The sequence below is a fragment of the Jiangella rhizosphaerae genome, assembly GCF_003579925.1.
In the GTDB taxonomy this organism is placed as follows: Bacteria; Actinomycetota; Actinomycetes; order Jiangellales; family Jiangellaceae; genus Jiangella; species Jiangella rhizosphaerae.
This window is the reverse complement of sequence record NZ_QUAL01000153.1, coordinates 1-13,851: the sequence shown is the minus strand read 5'-3', so window position 1 is coordinate 13,851 and position 13,851 is coordinate 1. Positions and strand designations below refer to the sequence as shown.

Below are 13,851 nucleotides of genomic sequence, written 5' to 3'. Positions count from 1 at the left end.
GCCCGCCGCCTCGGCGACCAGCGTCGGGCGCACGTCGTCCGGCCCGGCGGCCGCCACGCCCGTCGCGTCGCCGCGCAGCGCCGCCGCCACGACCGGGTCGCGGCGGTCGGCGTAGGCCCGGTACAGGTCGCGCAGCAGGCAGATCTCCGCACCGTGCGCCATCACTTCGCGGTTGACGTGCAGCACGAGCTTGGCCATGGAGTCCTGGGCGTACGGCCCGCCGCGCGGCCCCAGCGGCCGCAGCATCGCGTCGTCGTCCAGCGCGGCCACTCCGGACCGCCACAGCTCGTACGCCTCGTCCAGCAGCGCCAGCGCTCCCGCGGCGTCCCCCGGCAGCGGCGACGGCCAGTGCCCGGCGTCGTACATGTCGGCGTCCGCGGCGGCCGGGTCGAAGAAGGCCCGCGCCCGCTTCCCCAGCACGTCGCGGCCGACGTGCATGGCGCGCCAGGCGATCGTCGTCACCGGCGGGAGCGGCGGCTCGGGCTGGACGGACTCCAGCTCCAGCGCACCGTCAGGGCCGGGGCGCAGGCTCCACGCCCCGTCGACCGGTTCCCACAGGTACTCGTCGTCGGTCAGGCCGGCCAGCCGCGGCCGGAAATGAACGGTCCAGTAGAACTCGAGCTGGTCGAGCAGGTCGGCACTCCATGTCATGGCGAATGACGGTAGACCCCTAATAGGACATCGCCTGTCATATTAGGGATGTGCGCGCCGAACGCCTCGTCCAGATCGTCCTGCTGCTGCAGACGCACGGCCGGCTGACGGCGGGTGAGCTGGCGCGGCGGCTGGAGGTGTCGGCGCGGACGGTCCAGCGCGACCTCGACGCGCTGAGTGTGGCCGGCTTCCCGGTGTACGCCGACCGCGGCCGGGGCGGCGGCTGGTCGCTGGCCGCCGACTACCGCACCCGGCTGACGGGCCTCTCCCCCGCCGAGACCGCCGCACTGTTCGTGGCGTCGACGGCGCACGTGCTGGCCGACCTCGGGCTGGACGCGGCGGCGGGCTCGGCCGAGGCGAAGCTGCTGGCGACGGTGCCGGCGCACGCCCGGCGGCAGGCCGACCTCGCCCGGGAACGGGTGCTGGTCGACCACGCCGACTGGATGGAGAGGCGCGAGCTCTCACCCTGGCTGCCCGTGCTGCGGCGCGCCGTCTGGGACGACACCCGGGTGCGCCTCGCCTACGGCAGCGCGCCCGACGCCGTCGTCGTCGAGCCGCTCGGGCTGGTGGCGAAGAAGTGGTCCTGGTACCTCGTCGCCCGCACGATGACCGGCGAGTTCCGCACGTACCGGGTCGAGCGCATCGTGCGGGCCGACGCCACCGGCGAGCGCTTCGAACGGCCGGCCGGCTTCGACCTCGCCGAGCACTGGCAGCGCAGCAGCGACCGGTACTTCGCCGAGCTGCGCCGCTACCCCGTCAGGCTGCGGGTCCGCGGCTACGCAGGCGTCCGGCTGCGGTGGGCGCGCAACGCCGTCATCGAGTCGCGGACGCCGCCGGACGACGACGGCTGGTCGGAGGTCGCGATGACCTTCGAGTCGGCCCACGAGACACGCAGCCACCTGCTCGGGCTGGCCGGCGACGTCGTGGTGCTGGAACCCGCCGAGCTGCGCGACGACATGCGCCGCGCGGCCCGGGCCTTCCTCGACCAGAACGACACGGACAGCGCCGCGACGAGACCCGCGGCGCTCAGGAAGTCGCGGGCTCGGCCTGCGAGACGACCCGCCACGGACGGACCCGCACCGTGAGCAGACCCTGCGTCACGGACTGGTCGGCCTCGGCCAGACGCTTGGCTTCGGCGGCCGCACCCGGTCCGCGGACCCGCAGCACGGTCATGCCCTCGGCCCCGGCGTCGCCGAACGGTCCCGCGGCGACCAGCCAGCCGCGCTCGGCCATCGACTGCAGGAACGCGCGATGATGGGCGAAGCGCGGATCGCCGAAGATCGGCCCGTCGACACCGGGACCTGGAGTATGGAGAAGCACGACCCATTCCTCGGGCTCGTGCGCGGCCCCGTCGTCCACAGCTCTCCTCGATCGATCACTCGGGCAGGCGCGGACCCCAGAAGCCGCGGCTGGTCGGGAACGGCAGGTGCTAGAGCGAGCGACGCTTGCGCAGCGCCTGCAGCGCCTCCTCGAGGATGGCCGCGCCGTCCTCGTCGCTGCGCCGCTCTTTCACGTACGCCAGATGCGTCTTGTACGGCTCGATGCGCGGCGCGGCCGGCGGGTGCTCGCGGTCCTGGCTGGCCGGGAGCCCGCAGCGGATGCAGTCCCAGGACTCGGGGATGGCGGCGTCGGCGGCGAAGCTGGGCGAGCTCTCGTGCCCGTGCTCGCAGTAGTACGTCACCTTGCGGCGTGGCGCGGAATCGCCGCGTTCTGCCTCACCCATGGGACCGGCGCCCACCCGGCTGCCACGGATCGCGTTGCCTCCGACCACGGTGCGTCCTCCCTGACGGTTCTAGCTGGCGCGCAGCAGACCGAGCGCGACGATGGCGGCGGCCCAGACCAGGCCCAGCGCGACCGTCAGACGGTCGAGGTTGCGCTCGGCCACCGAGGAGCCGCCCAGCGAGGACGACACACCCCCACCGAACATGTCGGACAGGCCGCCACCCTTGCCCTTGTGCATGAGCACCAGCAGGATCAGCAACGCGCTGGTGATGACCAGCAGGATCGAGAATGCCAGTTCCACGGTGGTGTGCCTTCGTCCTTCCGGATCGGGCGGGCCGGCAGAGCGCCAGCCGCACGGTCCAAGACTACGCGTTCGAGCCTGTCGTGCCGAATGGTACCCGGTGCCTCGGAATGATCATGTCCCCGCCCCCGGCGGTCGAGACCGGCCGGGCGACGGGGACACGAACGTGCTGGTGCTCAGGGATTGCGGTGGTAGCGGGCGATCAGCGCGAACTCGTCGGCGTTGATGCTCGCGCCGCCCACGAGGGCGCCGTCGACGTCGGGCTGCTCCATGATCGGCTTGACGTTGGCCGCCTTGACGGAGCCGCCGTAGAGGATGCGCACGCCCGCCGCGACCTCGGCGCTGTACAGCTTCGCCAGCCGCTCGCGGATGGCCGCGGCCATCTCCTGCGCGTCGTCGGGCGTGGCGACCTCGCCGGTGCCGATGGCCCAGACCGGCTCGTACGCGACGACGATGCTGGCCGCCTGCGCCGCGCCGAGGCCGTCGAGGGCGCCGTCGAGCTGCGCCAGCGTGTGCTCGACGTGCCGGTTCTCCTGGCGGACCTCGAGCGGCTCGCCGATGCACAGGATCGGCGTGAGCTCGTGCTTGTACGCCGCCTTGATCTTCGCGGCGACCAGCTCGTCGGTCTCGCCGTGGTACTCGCGCCGCTCGGAGTGGCCGACGACGACGTACGTGCAGCCCAGCTTCGCCAGCATGGCCCCGGAGATGTCGCCGGTGTAGGCGCCGGAGTCGTGCTGGGAGAGGTCCTGCGCGCCGTAGGCGATGTTGTAGCGGTCGGCGTCGATGAGCGTCTGCACCGAGCGGATGTCGGTGAACGGCGGCAGCACCGCCACCTCGACCTTCTCGAGGTCGTCGTCGTTGAGCGAGAAGGCGAGCTTCTGCACCAGCGCGATGGCCTCGAGGTGGGTGAGGTTCATCTTCCAGTTGCCGGCCATGAGCGGCCGGCGGGTGGTCGTCGCCATCAGGACTCCAAGACGGTCAGGCCGGGCAGGTGCTTGCCCTCGAGCAGCTCGAGCGACGCCCCGCCGCCGGTCGAGATGTGCGTGAACGCGCTCTCGTCCAGGCCCAGCTGGCGGACGGCGGCCGCGGAGTCACCGCCGCCGACGACACTGGTGCCGTCGACCTCGGAGACGGCGATGGCGACCTGCCGGGTGCCCTCGGCGAACGGCGCCAGCTCGAACACGCCCATGGGGCCGTTCCAGACCACCGTCCTGGCGTCGGCCAGCTTGCCGCGGAACAGCTCGATGGTGGCCGGGCCGATGTCGAGGCCCTTCTGGTCGGCCGGGATGGCCGACGCGGTGACGACGGAGGTGGCGGCGTCCTCGCTGATGTCGGCCGCGACGACGACGTCGACCGGCAGCACCAGCTCGACGCCGCGCTCCTCGGCCCGGCTCAGGTAGCCGCGGACGGTGTCGAGCTGGTCCTCCTCGAGCAGCGAGCCGCCGACCTCGTAGCCCTGGGCCTTGAGGAACGTGAACGCCATGCCGCCGCCGATGAGCAGGCGGTCGACCTTCTCGAGCAGGTTGTCGATGACGCCCAGCTTGTCGGACACCTTCGAGCCGCCGAGCACGACGACGTATGGGCGTTCCGGGTCGTCGAGGACCTTCGAGAACGCCTGCACCTCGGCCTGGACCAGCTGGCCCGCGGCGTGCGGCAGCAGCTGCGCGATGTCGTAGACGCTGGCCTGCTTGCGGTGCACGACGCCGAAGCCGTCGGAGACGAACACGTCGGCCAGCTCGGCCAGCTCGGCCGCGAACGCCGCACGCTCGGCGTCGTCCTTGCTGGTCTCGCGGGCGTCGAAGCGCAGGTTCTCGAGCAACGCGACCTCGCCGTCGGCCAGCGCGGCCACCGTCTTCCGCGCGCTCTCGCCGACGGTGTCGGTGGCGAACGCGACGTCGGCGCCGAGCAGCTCGGACAGCCGCCTGGCCACCGGCGCCAGCGAGTACTTCGGCTCCGGCGTGCCCTTCGGCCGGCCCAGGTGCGCCGTGACGACGACCCGTGCCCCCGCGGCGGTCAGCTGCTGGATGGTCGGCACCGACGCGCGCACCCGGCCGTCGTCGGTGATGGTGTCGCCATCGAGCGGCACGTTGAGGTCGGAGCGCAGGAGGACCCGCTTGCCGCGCAGGTCCCCCAGCTCGTCGATTCCCCTCATCGCACTCAGAGCGAGTTGCCGACGTAGCGGACCAGGTCGACCAGACGGTTGGAGTAGCCCCACTCGTTGTCGTACCAGCCCACGACCTTCACCTGGTCGCCGTTGACGCGCGTCAGGCCGGCGTCGTAGATGCACGACGCGGGGTCGGTGACGATGTCGGCGGAGACGATCTCGTCCTCGGTGTAACGCAGGTAGCCGGCCAGCGCGCCCTCGGCGGCCGCCTTGTACGCCGCGTTGACCTCGTCGACGGTGACCTCGCGCGACAGCGTGACGGTGAGGTCGGTGGCCGAGCCGGTGGGCACCGGGACGCGCATGGCGAAGCCGTCGAGCTTGCCCTTGAGCTCCGGCAGCACCAGGCCGATGGCCTTGGCCGCACCGGTGCTGGTTGGGACGATGCTCAGCGCGGCGGCGCGGGCCCGGCGCAGGTCCTTGTGCGGGCCGTCCTGCAGGTTCTGGTCGGCGGTGTAGGCGTGCACCGTCGTCATGAGGCCGCGCTCGATGGTGAACGCGTCGTGCAGCACCTTGGCCAGCGGGGCCAGGCAGTTCGTGGTGCAGGAGGCGTTGGAGATGATGGTGTGCGCGGCGGGGTCGTAGGTGTCCTCGTTGACGCCCATGACGACGGTGACGTCCTCGTTCTTCGCCGGGGCCGAGATGACGACCTTCTGCGCGCCGCCGTCGACGTGGGCCTTCGCCTTGGTGGCGTCGGTGAAGAAGCCGGTGGACTCGAGAACGACGTCGGCGCCGAGGTCCTTCCACGGCAGCTGGGCCGGGTCGCGCTCGGTCAGCACCTTGAACGACTGGCCGCCGGCGGTGATGGTGTCGCCGTCGTAGCTGACGTCGTCGAGGATGCCCAGGATGGAGTCGTACTTGAGCAGGTGGGCGAGCGTCTTGGTGTCGGTGAGGTCGTTGGCGCCGACGATCTCGATGTCGTCGCCGCCCTGCGCGAAGACCGCGCGAGCGAAGTTGCGCCCGATACGGCCGAAGCCGTTGATGCCAACACGAACGGTCATCAGGAGATGCTCCTTCACGGTTCAGGGCGTACAGAACGGTCGTCCACCCCGTCGTGGTGACCCAGACGAAACATTAGGGCATCGGTGCCGGAAACGTTGAGTGGCCCGTCACCACCATGCTAGTGCCGTCGTCGTACCCGGCGTGACCTCGGTCAGCCCGCCGTCGCGGACCACGACGGCGGCGTGGTCGAGGCCCGCCCTCCACTCCCCCTCCGTCACCCGGACGACACGCACCGGACATCCGGCCACCGCCCACTCCCGCCGCCGCGCCGGCGGCATCGCGTGCCAGGCGAGCTGGGCGGCGTGCCCGGCCTGGGCGGCCGCCTTGCCCGCCGTCATGGTCACCGCCGGGTTGACGGCGACGGCGAGCGCGCCGGGCGGCGGCGGGCCGCCGCCGTCGTCGTCGGGCTCGGCCTCGGTGCCGCCGACCTGGAGCTTCCGCACGACGTCCGGGAGTTCGCCGACCGGGCCGGGCAGCAGCGCCCGGACGCCGGCGCCGTCGTGCTCGACGCCGACGCCGGGCAGGTCCTGGACCCGCCGCCAGTGGATGCCCCGCGCCCGGCGAACGACCTTGCGGATCCAGCCGTCCTCGTACCGCCGGATCGCGGCGCCCCAGGCCGGGTCGGCGTCGTCGGCGTACGCGGTGTCGACCAGCCGGCCGACCGCCGTCGCCACCGCCTCCAGCAGCGCCCGCCGGGTGGGCGGCTCCCCCTCCGGCGAGCCCGCGCGGGGCAGGTGGACGACGATCTGCATCGCCCACGCCTCCGGCCCGGACGGCGGGGCGTCGGTCACGGGGCGAGCATGTCCGGCGTCAGGCTGGCCTCGGTGTCGGGGATGCCTTCGTCGGCGGCCTTGCGGTCGGCCATGGCGAGCAGCCGGCGGATGCGGCCGGCCACGGCGTCCTTCGTCATCGGCGGGTCGGACAGCTGGCCCAGCTCTTCGAGGCTTGCCTGCTTGTTCTCCAGCCGGAGCAGGCCGGCTTGGCGCAGGTGATCGGGGACGTCGTCGCCGAGGATCTCCAGCGCCCGCTCGACCCGCGCCCCCGCGGCGACGGCCGCCCGCGCGGACCGCCGCAGGTTGGCGTCGTCGAAGTTGGCCAGCCGGTTCGCCGTGGCCCGGACCTCGCGGCGCATGCGCCGTTCCTCCCAGGCCAGCACGCTGTCGTGCGCGCCCAGCCGGGTCAGCAGCGCGCCGATGGCGTCGCCGTCGCGCACCACCACGCGGTCGGTGCCGCGGACGTCGCGCGCCTTGGCCGAGATCTCCAGCCGCCGGGCCGCGCCGACCAGCGCGAGCGCCGCCTCGGGCCCCGGGCAGGTGACCTCGAGCGCGGAGCTGCGGCCCGGCTCGGTCAGCGAGCCGTGCGCGAGGAACGCCCCCCGCCACGCCGCCTCGGCGTCGTGGTCGGCCCCGTTCACCACCTGCGGCGGCAGCCCGCGGACCGGCCGCCCGCTGCCGTCGATCAACCCCGTCTGCCGCGCCAGCCGCTCGCCGTCGCGCACCACGCGCACGACGTAGCGGCTCCCCTTGCGCAGCCCACCGGCCGCGACCATCGCGAGGTCGCTGTCGTGGCCGAACACCTCCGCAATGTCACGTCGCAGCCTGCGGGCCGCGACCCCCGTATCCAACTCGGCCTCGATGACGATCTTCCCACTGACGATGTGCAGGCCGCCGGCAAAGCGCAGCAGCGACGACACCTCAGCCTTACGGCAGCACGTCCTGGTCACCTCGAGGCGAGCCAGCTCGTCCTTCACGGATGCTGTCATCGCCATGCCGTGATCCTGCCACACCGGAGAGCCCGTCCGGTCACGGTCACTGCATGCCGGACGGATGGTTCGCCAGGGGGCGTCGGGTTGGGCTCCCCGTCCCCCTGCTGCCCATTCTCTTGCCGCGGACGGGTGCGTCAAGCGGACTACTGGGGCGCTTCGCGCGACGATGACCGCTTGACTCACCCGTCCGCGGCGAAGAACGGGCAGTTATCAGGGGGACGGGGAGGATGTGGGCACGCCTCGGCGTTTGGCGTGCCCGTTTCGCCTGCTTTGTCGGAGTGTGGACAGCGATGATCATCGGCGATCGCCTACATCACGAGGATTTCGTGAGCATCACCATGGCTGTAGGGGTGTTGACGCTGGGGTAATCCTCGTGATGGCCCCCGAATCACGGCGAAATCTCACCAGGTGGACGCCCCACGACACCCTCACACCGAAACGGGCCCAGAGGCCTGGCACCGTCGCCACACTCCCCCCGTCCCCCTGATAGCTGCCCGTTCTGAGCCGCGGGCGCGCGGGTCAAGTCCAAGGCCCCCACCCACAACGAGCAGTGAACAGTCAGAGGCCGCGGACTTGAGGCGCGCGTGCGCGGCCAAGACAATCGGGCAGCAGGGGGACGGCCAACGCTGCGCCCCGACCTCAACCCCAAGGACCGATGCCGCCGCTGCCGAGCGTCTGGGCGTAGGCGCGCCCCAACCGGACGGGGTCGTGACGGGCGGTGCCGTCGCCCACCGCGACGTCGGCGACGACGAGCTCGGCGCCCATCTCGGCGGCGATGCGGCGCAGCAGCTTCTCGTCGGGGCACGAGGTGCGCTCGGCGATGACGAGGTCCAGCCGCAGGTCCGGCGCGTACGCCCCGAGCACCTCCAGGTGCATCTCAGGGGTGAAGCCGGTGGTCTCGCCGCCCTCCTCGGAGAGGTTGAGCGTCACCGCCCGCCGCGCGGACGTCGTGACCAGCGCGTCGCGGATCTCGGGGACGAGCAGGTGCGGCACGACGCTGCTGAACCAGGAGCCGGGGCCGAGCACCACCCAGTCGGCGTCGGCGATGGCCTCCAGCGCCTCGGGGCAGGCCGGCGGGTTCTCCGGGACCAGGCCGACGGCGACGATGTCGCCGTCGGTCGTAGCCACCTCGTGCTGCCCGCTGACGGTGGAGATCTCGCGCGGTGCGCCGGGCTGCGCGGCCGGCCGGCCGACCAGTGCCTCGATGGTCAGCGGGACGAGCGCCATCGGCAGCACCCGGCCCTGGGCGCCGAGCAGCCGGCCGACCCAGTCGAGGCCCTCGACGTGGCCGCCGAGCAGCTCCCACAGCGCGACGATGAGCAGGTTGCCGGCGGCGTGGTTGTGCAGTTCGCCGCCGCTGAGGAACCGGTGCTGCAGCACCCGCGCCCAGGTGCGGCCCCAGTCGTCGTCGCCGCACAGGGCGGCGAGCGCCATGCGGAGGTCGCCCGGCGGGAGCACGCCGAGTTCCTCGCGCAGCCGGCCGCTCGAGCCGCCGTCGTCGGCGACGGTGACGACGGCGGTCAGCCGCCCGGCCATGCGCCGCAGGGCCGAGAGCGACGCCGCGAGGCCGTGCCCGCCGCCGAGGGCGACGACCTTCGGGCCGGCGAGCCGGCCGCGGGCGACGCGGCCCGCCGTACTCGTGAGTGGTTCTGTCATTCCCGTCCGAGATCGCGATGGACCACGAGGGTCTCGATGCCCTGTTTGCGCAGCCGCTGCGCGAGCGCCTCGCTCATCGCGACGCTGCGGTGCTTGCCGCCGGTGCAGCCGATGCCGATGGTGACGAACCGCTTGCCCTCGTGCAGGTAGCCGGGCGCCACCATGGCGACCAGCTCGCTGTAGTGCTCGAGGAAGTCCTCGGCCCCGGCCTGCGCCAGTACGTAGTCGCTGACCTCGAGGTCCTGCCCGTTCTGCGGGCGCAGGTGCGGCACCCAGTGCGGGTTGGGCAGGAAGCGCATGTCGGCGACGAGGTCGGCGTCCACCGGCAGACCGTACTTGAATCCGAAGGAGATGACGATGGCCCGCAGCCCGGTTTCTTCGGGCGCGGAGAACGCCGACCGGACCCGGCTGGCCAGCTCGTGCGGGTTGAGCAGCGAGGTGTCGATGACGACGTCGGCGGCGACGCGCAGCGACGCCAGCTCTTCGCGCTCGCGCTCGATCGCCTCGAGGATGCGGCCGCCGCCCTGCAGCGGGTGCGGCCGGCGGGCGGACTCGAACCGGCGGACCAGCGCCTCGTTGCCGGCCTCGAGGAAGAGCACCGTCGGGCGGTAGCCCTGCTCGGTGAGGCGGTCGAGCGCGCCGCGCAGCTCACCGAAGAACACCCCGCCGCGGACGTCGGCGACGACGGCCACACGGCGCAGGTCGGTGCGCTGGGTGACGGTGGTGACGAGGTCCATCAGCAGCGACGGCGGCAGGTTGTCGACGACGAACCAGCCGATGTCGTCGAGGGCTGCCGTCGCCGCCGTCTTGCCGGCGCCGGACATTCCGGTGACCAGGAGCAGCTCGAGCTTCTCCGAGGCCTCCGGTCGGCCCTGGTCGTTCATGGTGCGATCCCCTTGTGCGGTGCGGCGGTGGGTGTTCAGTTGTGCGGCGCCTCCGGCGAGCGACCGTGGCCGGAGTTGGTCACGAGTCGAGGATCTCGCCGGTTGTGGTGTTCACGGCCGGCGCGGCCGGGCGCTCCGCCAGCGCGTCGACCACCGCCTGCGCCGTCGCAGGACCGAAGCCGGGGACCTCCGCGATCTGCTCCATGGTCGCAGCTCGCAGCCGTTTCAGCGACCCGAACTCCTTCATGAGCGCCTTGCGTCGCGCCGGCCCGAGACCGGGCACGCCGTCGAGCAGGCTGTCGACCATGGAGGTGGAGCGGCGCTGCCGGTGGAACGTGATGGCGAAGCGGTGCGCTTCGTCCCTTACCCGCTGCAGCAGATACAAGCCCTCGCTGGTGCGCGGCAGGATGATCGGGTGGTCGGAGTCGGGCGGCCACACCTCCTCCAGGCGCTTGGCCAGCCCGACGACGGGGATGTCGCTGACGCCGGCCTCGTCCATGGCCTGCCGGGCCGCGTTGACCTGCGGCTGGCCGCCGTCGACGACCACCAGCCCGGGTGCGTAGGCGAACTTGCGCGGCCGGCCGGTGGTGGGGTCGATGCCCGGCCGCAGCTCAGGCTCGGCGACGGCCACCGGGCCGGAAGCAGCGCCGCCGTCGGGCACCGCTTCGTCCTGGTCGGCCTGGTTCGACTCGCGCAGCCGGCGGAACCGGCGCGTCAGCACCTCGCGGATGGCGGCGACGTCGTCGGTGCCGCCCTGCTCGCCGCGGACGGTGAACTTGCGGTACTCGCTCTTGCGCGGCAGGCCGTCCTCGAAGACCACCATGGAGCCGACGACCTCGGTGCCGGCCAGGTTGGAGATGTCGTAGCACTCGATGCGCAGCGGCGGCTCGTCGAGCTCGAGGGCGTCCTGGATCTCCTCCAGCGCCCGGCTGCGGGTGGTGAGGTCGCTGGCTCGCTTCGTCTTGTGCAGGTTGAGCGACTGCTTGGCGTTGGCGGCGACGGTCTGCAGCAGCGCCCGCTTGTCGCCGCGCTGCGGCACCCGGATGTCGACCCGGCCGCCGCGCAGCTCGGTCAGCAGCTCGGTGAGGGCGGCGGCTTCCTCGGCGTCGTCGGGTATGGCGGGGACGAGGATCTCGCGCGGCACCGACTCGCCGCCCAGCTCACCGTAGAGCTGCAGCAGGAACCGCTCGACCAGCTCGCCCGCGGGTGCGTCGTCGGACTTGTCGGCGACCCAGCCGCGCTGTCCGCGGATGCGGCCGCCGCGCACGTAGAACACCTGGACGGCCACCTCGAGCGCGTCGTCGGCGAGCGCGACGACGTCGGCGTCGGTGCCGTCGCCGAGCACGACGGCGTTGGCCTCCATGGCGCGGTCGAGCGCGGCGATGTCGTCGCGCAGCCGTGCCGCCCGCTCGAAGTCGAGCTCGGCGGCGGCGGCCTTCATCTCCTTCTCCAGCCGCCGGATGTACCCCGTCGTCTTTCCCTCGAGGAACGAGACGAGGTCGTCGGCGATCTGGCGGTGCTCGTCGGCGTCGACCCGGCCGACGCACGGCGCGGAGCACTTGCCGATGTAGCCGAGCAGGCACGGACGGCCGATCTGCCGGGACCGGTTGAACACGCCCTTGGAGCAGCTGCGCACCGGGAAGACCCGCAGTAGCTGGTCGAGCGACTCGCGGATGGCCCACGCGTGGGCGTACGGGCCGAAGTAGCGGACGCCGCGCTTCTTCGCGCCGCGCATGACCATGGCCCGCGGGTACTCCTCGTTCAGGGTGACCGCGAGGTACGGGTAGGACTTGTCGTCGCGGTAGCGGACGTTGAACCGCGGGTCGAACTCCTTGATCCAGGAGTACTCCAGCTGCAGCGCCTCGACCTCGTTGCGCACCACCGTCCACTCGACCTTGGCGGCCGTGGTGACCATGGCGAACGTGCGCGGGTGCAGCGCGGAGAGGTCCTGGAAGTACGACGACAGCCGCGAGCGCAGGCTCTTGGCCTTGCCGACGTAGATGACCCGGCCGTGCGCGTCGCTGAAGCGGTAGACCCCGGGCTCGACCGGGATCGACCCCGGGGCCGGTCGGTATGTCGTCGGATCGGCCACGCACCCAGCCTATGACCTGGCACCGACGAGGTCGGCACGACGGCGTTCGCCGTCGGCGTGACCGATGCCCGGCCGTCAATGTGCGGCGATGTGCCGACAATTCTCACACCTCCCTCGGCCGAATAGCGGAACAAATCGGAATCGCACTGAGCGGTTGGCGGGCCGGAACTATCTTCGGGGGCACCTTCGAGACAGGGCGGGAGGCATGGAATGCCCACATCTGTGCGAACAGAGAATTTCGTCGACCAACTCGGCGATTCCTTCAGCCGGCTCGGCTCCGACATCGGCGACTTCGTGCCGCGCCTGGTGGTCGCGCTTCTACTGCTGCTGGTGGGGCACTGGGTCGCGAAACTGATCAGGCGACTGCTGACGGCCGGCCTGAACAAGATCGGCGCGGGCCGCCTGACCGAGGCCACCGGCCTCGAGAACACGCTGCGCCAGGCCGGCACCAGCGGAGTCGCGCTGATCGGCCAGGTGGCCTATTTCCTCATCTTCATCATTTTCGTGCAGATCGCGGCGGAAGTGCTGCAGATCGACGAGTTGACGTCGATGCTGAATCTGCTGATCGCGTATCTGCCGCTGGTGGCCGTCGCACTTCTGGTGCTGTTCGTGGCCGCCGCGATCGCGAATTGGGCGGCGAATGTCGTCCGTCCGTTCGCCGAGAGCCGCAACATGGGCTGGGTCAGCAGCGCCGTGCGCATCGGGGTGCTGATCGTCGGGGTCCTGGCCGCGTTCGACACGCTGAACTTCGCGCCGTCGGTGACGTCGAAGATCGAGAACACGCTGCTGCAGTACCTGCCGCTGGCGATCCTGGGCGCGGCGACGATCGCGTTCGGCGTCGGCGGCATCAACACCGCCCGCGAGTGGTGGACGAAGCTGTCGCCGTCGAACGTCGAGCGGTCGATGGGCCGCCCCGCGACGGCGTCGTCGTACGGCTCGCCTGCGTCCGCGACACCGGGTTCGGCCGCGTCGGGCTCGGCCGCGCCGGGTTCGGCCGCGCCGGCCGACCCGCCCGGCCAGTCGCTGTTCGGCGACGAGGAGCCGCCGTCCACCGAGCCGCGTCCCGGCGTCTGACACCACCGCTCCCCTGACGCCGCACCCGGCCGCCGGTTCACCCCGTTCGCACCGGCCGGGTGCGGCCCCCGTCGGCCCACGGCCGCGGCGGACGCCGATGCCGGACGGCACACGACCCGGCCACTGCCCCCTCACGCGCGGGCGGCGGCCGGGTCGTCCCCCTGTCAGCCGGCGAGGATCTGGTCACCCTCGACGGTGATCGCCACCGGCGGCAGCGGCTGCTCGGCCGGGCCGTTGGCCACCGAGCCGTCGGCGACGTTGAACTGGCTGCCGTGGCAGTCGCAGGTGATCAGGCCGTCGGCGACCGTCGTGACCGCGCAGCCCTGGTGGGTGCAGGTGCTGCTGTAGGCGACGAACGTGCCGGCTTCGGGCTGCGCCACCACCACGCCCGGGCCGTGCAGGACGACGCCGCCGCCCACCGGCACCTCGGCGGTGGTGGTGAGCGCCTCGCCACCCGGCTGCTCGGCCGGGGTCGACGCGCCCTCGGTCGGCTCGGCGGGCGTGCCGGCCTCGCCGCCCGGCGCGTCGGCGCTGGGCTCGGTC

Annotated in this window: 15 protein-coding genes; 2 read left to right on the top strand and 13 right to left on the bottom strand. The window is 72.3% G+C overall.

Features of this window, described 5'->3' with window-relative positions; all coding sequences use genetic code 11:
- The coding region (locus DY240_RS15915; protein WP_147375351.1) for a DinB family protein at positions 1–651 on the bottom strand (651 nt) is incomplete at its 3' end.
- A 50-nt stretch (positions 652–701) separates the two neighbouring features.
- Between DY240_RS15915 and DY240_RS15910 the strand changes: the two genes are divergently transcribed.
- Positions 702–1,736: a helix-turn-helix transcriptional regulator gene (locus DY240_RS15910; RefSeq protein WP_119660832.1), complete on the top strand. Its 1,035-nt coding sequence runs from the start codon at positions 702–704 to the stop codon at positions 1,734–1,736.
- On the opposite strand, the gene DY240_RS15905 is transcribed toward DY240_RS15910, so the two are convergent.
- The 11 genes from DY240_RS15905 to uvrC all read right to left on the bottom strand — a co-directional run bounded on the left by DY240_RS15905 (position 1,678) and on the right by uvrC (position 12,234).
- Positions 1,678–2,010 carry a YciI family protein gene (locus DY240_RS15905; RefSeq protein WP_119660831.1) on the bottom strand — a complete coding sequence of 111 codons (333 nt, stop codon included), beginning with the start codon at positions 2,008–2,010 and terminating at the stop codon, positions 1,678–1,680. The genes DY240_RS15910 and DY240_RS15905 overlap by 59 nt on opposite strands.
- 70 nt (positions 2,011–2,080) lie before the next feature.
- The gene (locus tag DY240_RS15900) at positions 2,081–2,422 is read right to left on the bottom strand and encodes an RNA polymerase-binding protein RbpA (protein WP_119660830.1); all 342 of its coding nucleotides are present in this window, start codon (positions 2,420–2,422) and stop codon (positions 2,081–2,083) included.
- A 21-nt stretch (positions 2,423–2,443) separates the two neighbouring features.
- On the bottom strand, positions 2,444–2,674 hold the full coding sequence (secG, locus tag DY240_RS15895; RefSeq protein ID WP_119660829.1) for a preprotein translocase subunit SecG: 231 nt from the start codon (positions 2,672–2,674) through the stop codon (positions 2,444–2,446).
- Positions 2,675–2,850: 176 nt separating this feature from the next.
- Positions 2,851–3,636 (bottom strand): triose-phosphate isomerase, encoded by a 786-nt coding sequence (gene tpiA, locus DY240_RS15890; RefSeq protein WP_119660828.1) that lies wholly within the window; start codon positions 3,634–3,636, stop codon positions 2,851–2,853.
- Positions 3,636–4,826, bottom strand: coding sequence for a phosphoglycerate kinase (locus tag DY240_RS15885; RefSeq protein ID WP_119660827.1), 1,191 nt, complete (start codon positions 4,824–4,826; stop codon positions 3,636–3,638). The genes tpiA and DY240_RS15885 overlap by 1 nt, the downstream gene beginning before the upstream one ends.
- Positions 4,827–4,831: 5 nt before the next feature.
- Entirely contained in the window at positions 4,832–5,836 is a 1,005-nt protein-coding gene (gap, locus tag DY240_RS15880; protein ID WP_119660826.1) for a type I glyceraldehyde-3-phosphate dehydrogenase, read from the bottom strand.
- A 108-nt stretch (positions 5,837–5,944) separates the two neighbouring features.
- The gene (locus DY240_RS15875) at positions 5,945–6,628 is read right to left on the bottom strand and encodes a peptidyl-tRNA hydrolase (RefSeq protein WP_199701586.1); all 684 of its coding nucleotides are present in this window, start codon (positions 6,626–6,628) and stop codon (positions 5,945–5,947) included.
- The gene (gene whiA, locus DY240_RS15870; RefSeq protein WP_119660825.1) at positions 6,625–7,605 is read right to left on the bottom strand and encodes a DNA-binding protein WhiA; all 981 of its coding nucleotides are present in this window, start codon (positions 7,603–7,605) and stop codon (positions 6,625–6,627) included. The genes DY240_RS15875 and whiA overlap by 4 nt, the downstream gene beginning before the upstream one ends.
- 636 nt (positions 7,606–8,241) lie before the next feature.
- Positions 8,242–9,258 carry a gluconeogenesis factor YvcK family protein gene (locus DY240_RS15865; protein WP_119660824.1) on the bottom strand — a complete coding sequence of 339 codons (1,017 nt, stop codon included), beginning with the start codon at positions 9,256–9,258 and terminating at the stop codon, positions 8,242–8,244.
- Positions 9,255–10,142, bottom strand: coding sequence for an RNase adapter RapZ (gene rapZ / locus DY240_RS15860; RefSeq protein WP_119660823.1), 888 nt, complete (start codon positions 10,140–10,142; stop codon positions 9,255–9,257). The genes DY240_RS15865 and rapZ overlap by 4 nt, the downstream gene beginning before the upstream one ends.
- A 79-nt stretch (positions 10,143–10,221) precedes the next feature.
- Complete coding sequence (uvrC, locus tag DY240_RS15855) at positions 10,222–12,234, bottom strand: excinuclease ABC subunit UvrC (protein ID WP_119660822.1); 2,013 nt, start codon at positions 12,232–12,234, stop codon at positions 10,222–10,224.
- A 222-nt stretch (positions 12,235–12,456) separates the two neighbouring features.
- Between uvrC and DY240_RS15850 the strand changes: the two genes are divergently transcribed.
- Positions 12,457–13,308, top strand: coding sequence for a mechanosensitive ion channel family protein (locus tag DY240_RS15850; protein ID WP_158602872.1), 852 nt, complete (start codon positions 12,457–12,459; stop codon positions 13,306–13,308).
- Between the two features lie 164 nt (positions 13,309–13,472).
- Here DY240_RS15850 and DY240_RS15845 read toward each other — a convergent pair.
- On the bottom strand, positions 13,473–13,851 hold a 379-nt coding region (locus DY240_RS15845), incomplete at its 5' end, for a Rieske (2Fe-2S) protein (RefSeq protein WP_147375350.1).

Excerpts from the sequence above, each read along its gene's own strand:
- rapZ (WP_119660823.1), bottom strand. The coding sequence starts at position 10,142 with ATGAACGACCAGGGCCGACCGGAGGCCTCGGAGAAGCTCGAGCTGCTC.
- DY240_RS15885 (WP_119660827.1), bottom strand. The coding sequence starts at position 4,826 with ATGAGGGGAATCGACGAGCTGGGGGACCTGCGCGGCAAGCGGGTCCTC.
- whiA (WP_119660825.1), bottom strand. The coding sequence starts at position 7,605 with ATGGCGATGACAGCATCCGTGAAGGACGAGCTGGCTCGCCTCGAGGTG.
- tpiA (WP_119660828.1), bottom strand. The coding sequence starts at position 3,636 with ATGGCGACGACCACCCGCCGGCCGCTCATGGCCGGCAACTGGAAGATG.
- DY240_RS15865 (WP_119660824.1), bottom strand. The coding sequence starts at position 9,258 with ATGACAGAACCACTCACGAGTACGGCGGGCCGCGTCGCCCGCGGCCGG.
- gap (WP_119660826.1), bottom strand. The coding sequence starts at position 5,836 with ATGACCGTTCGTGTTGGCATCAACGGCTTCGGCCGTATCGGGCGCAAC.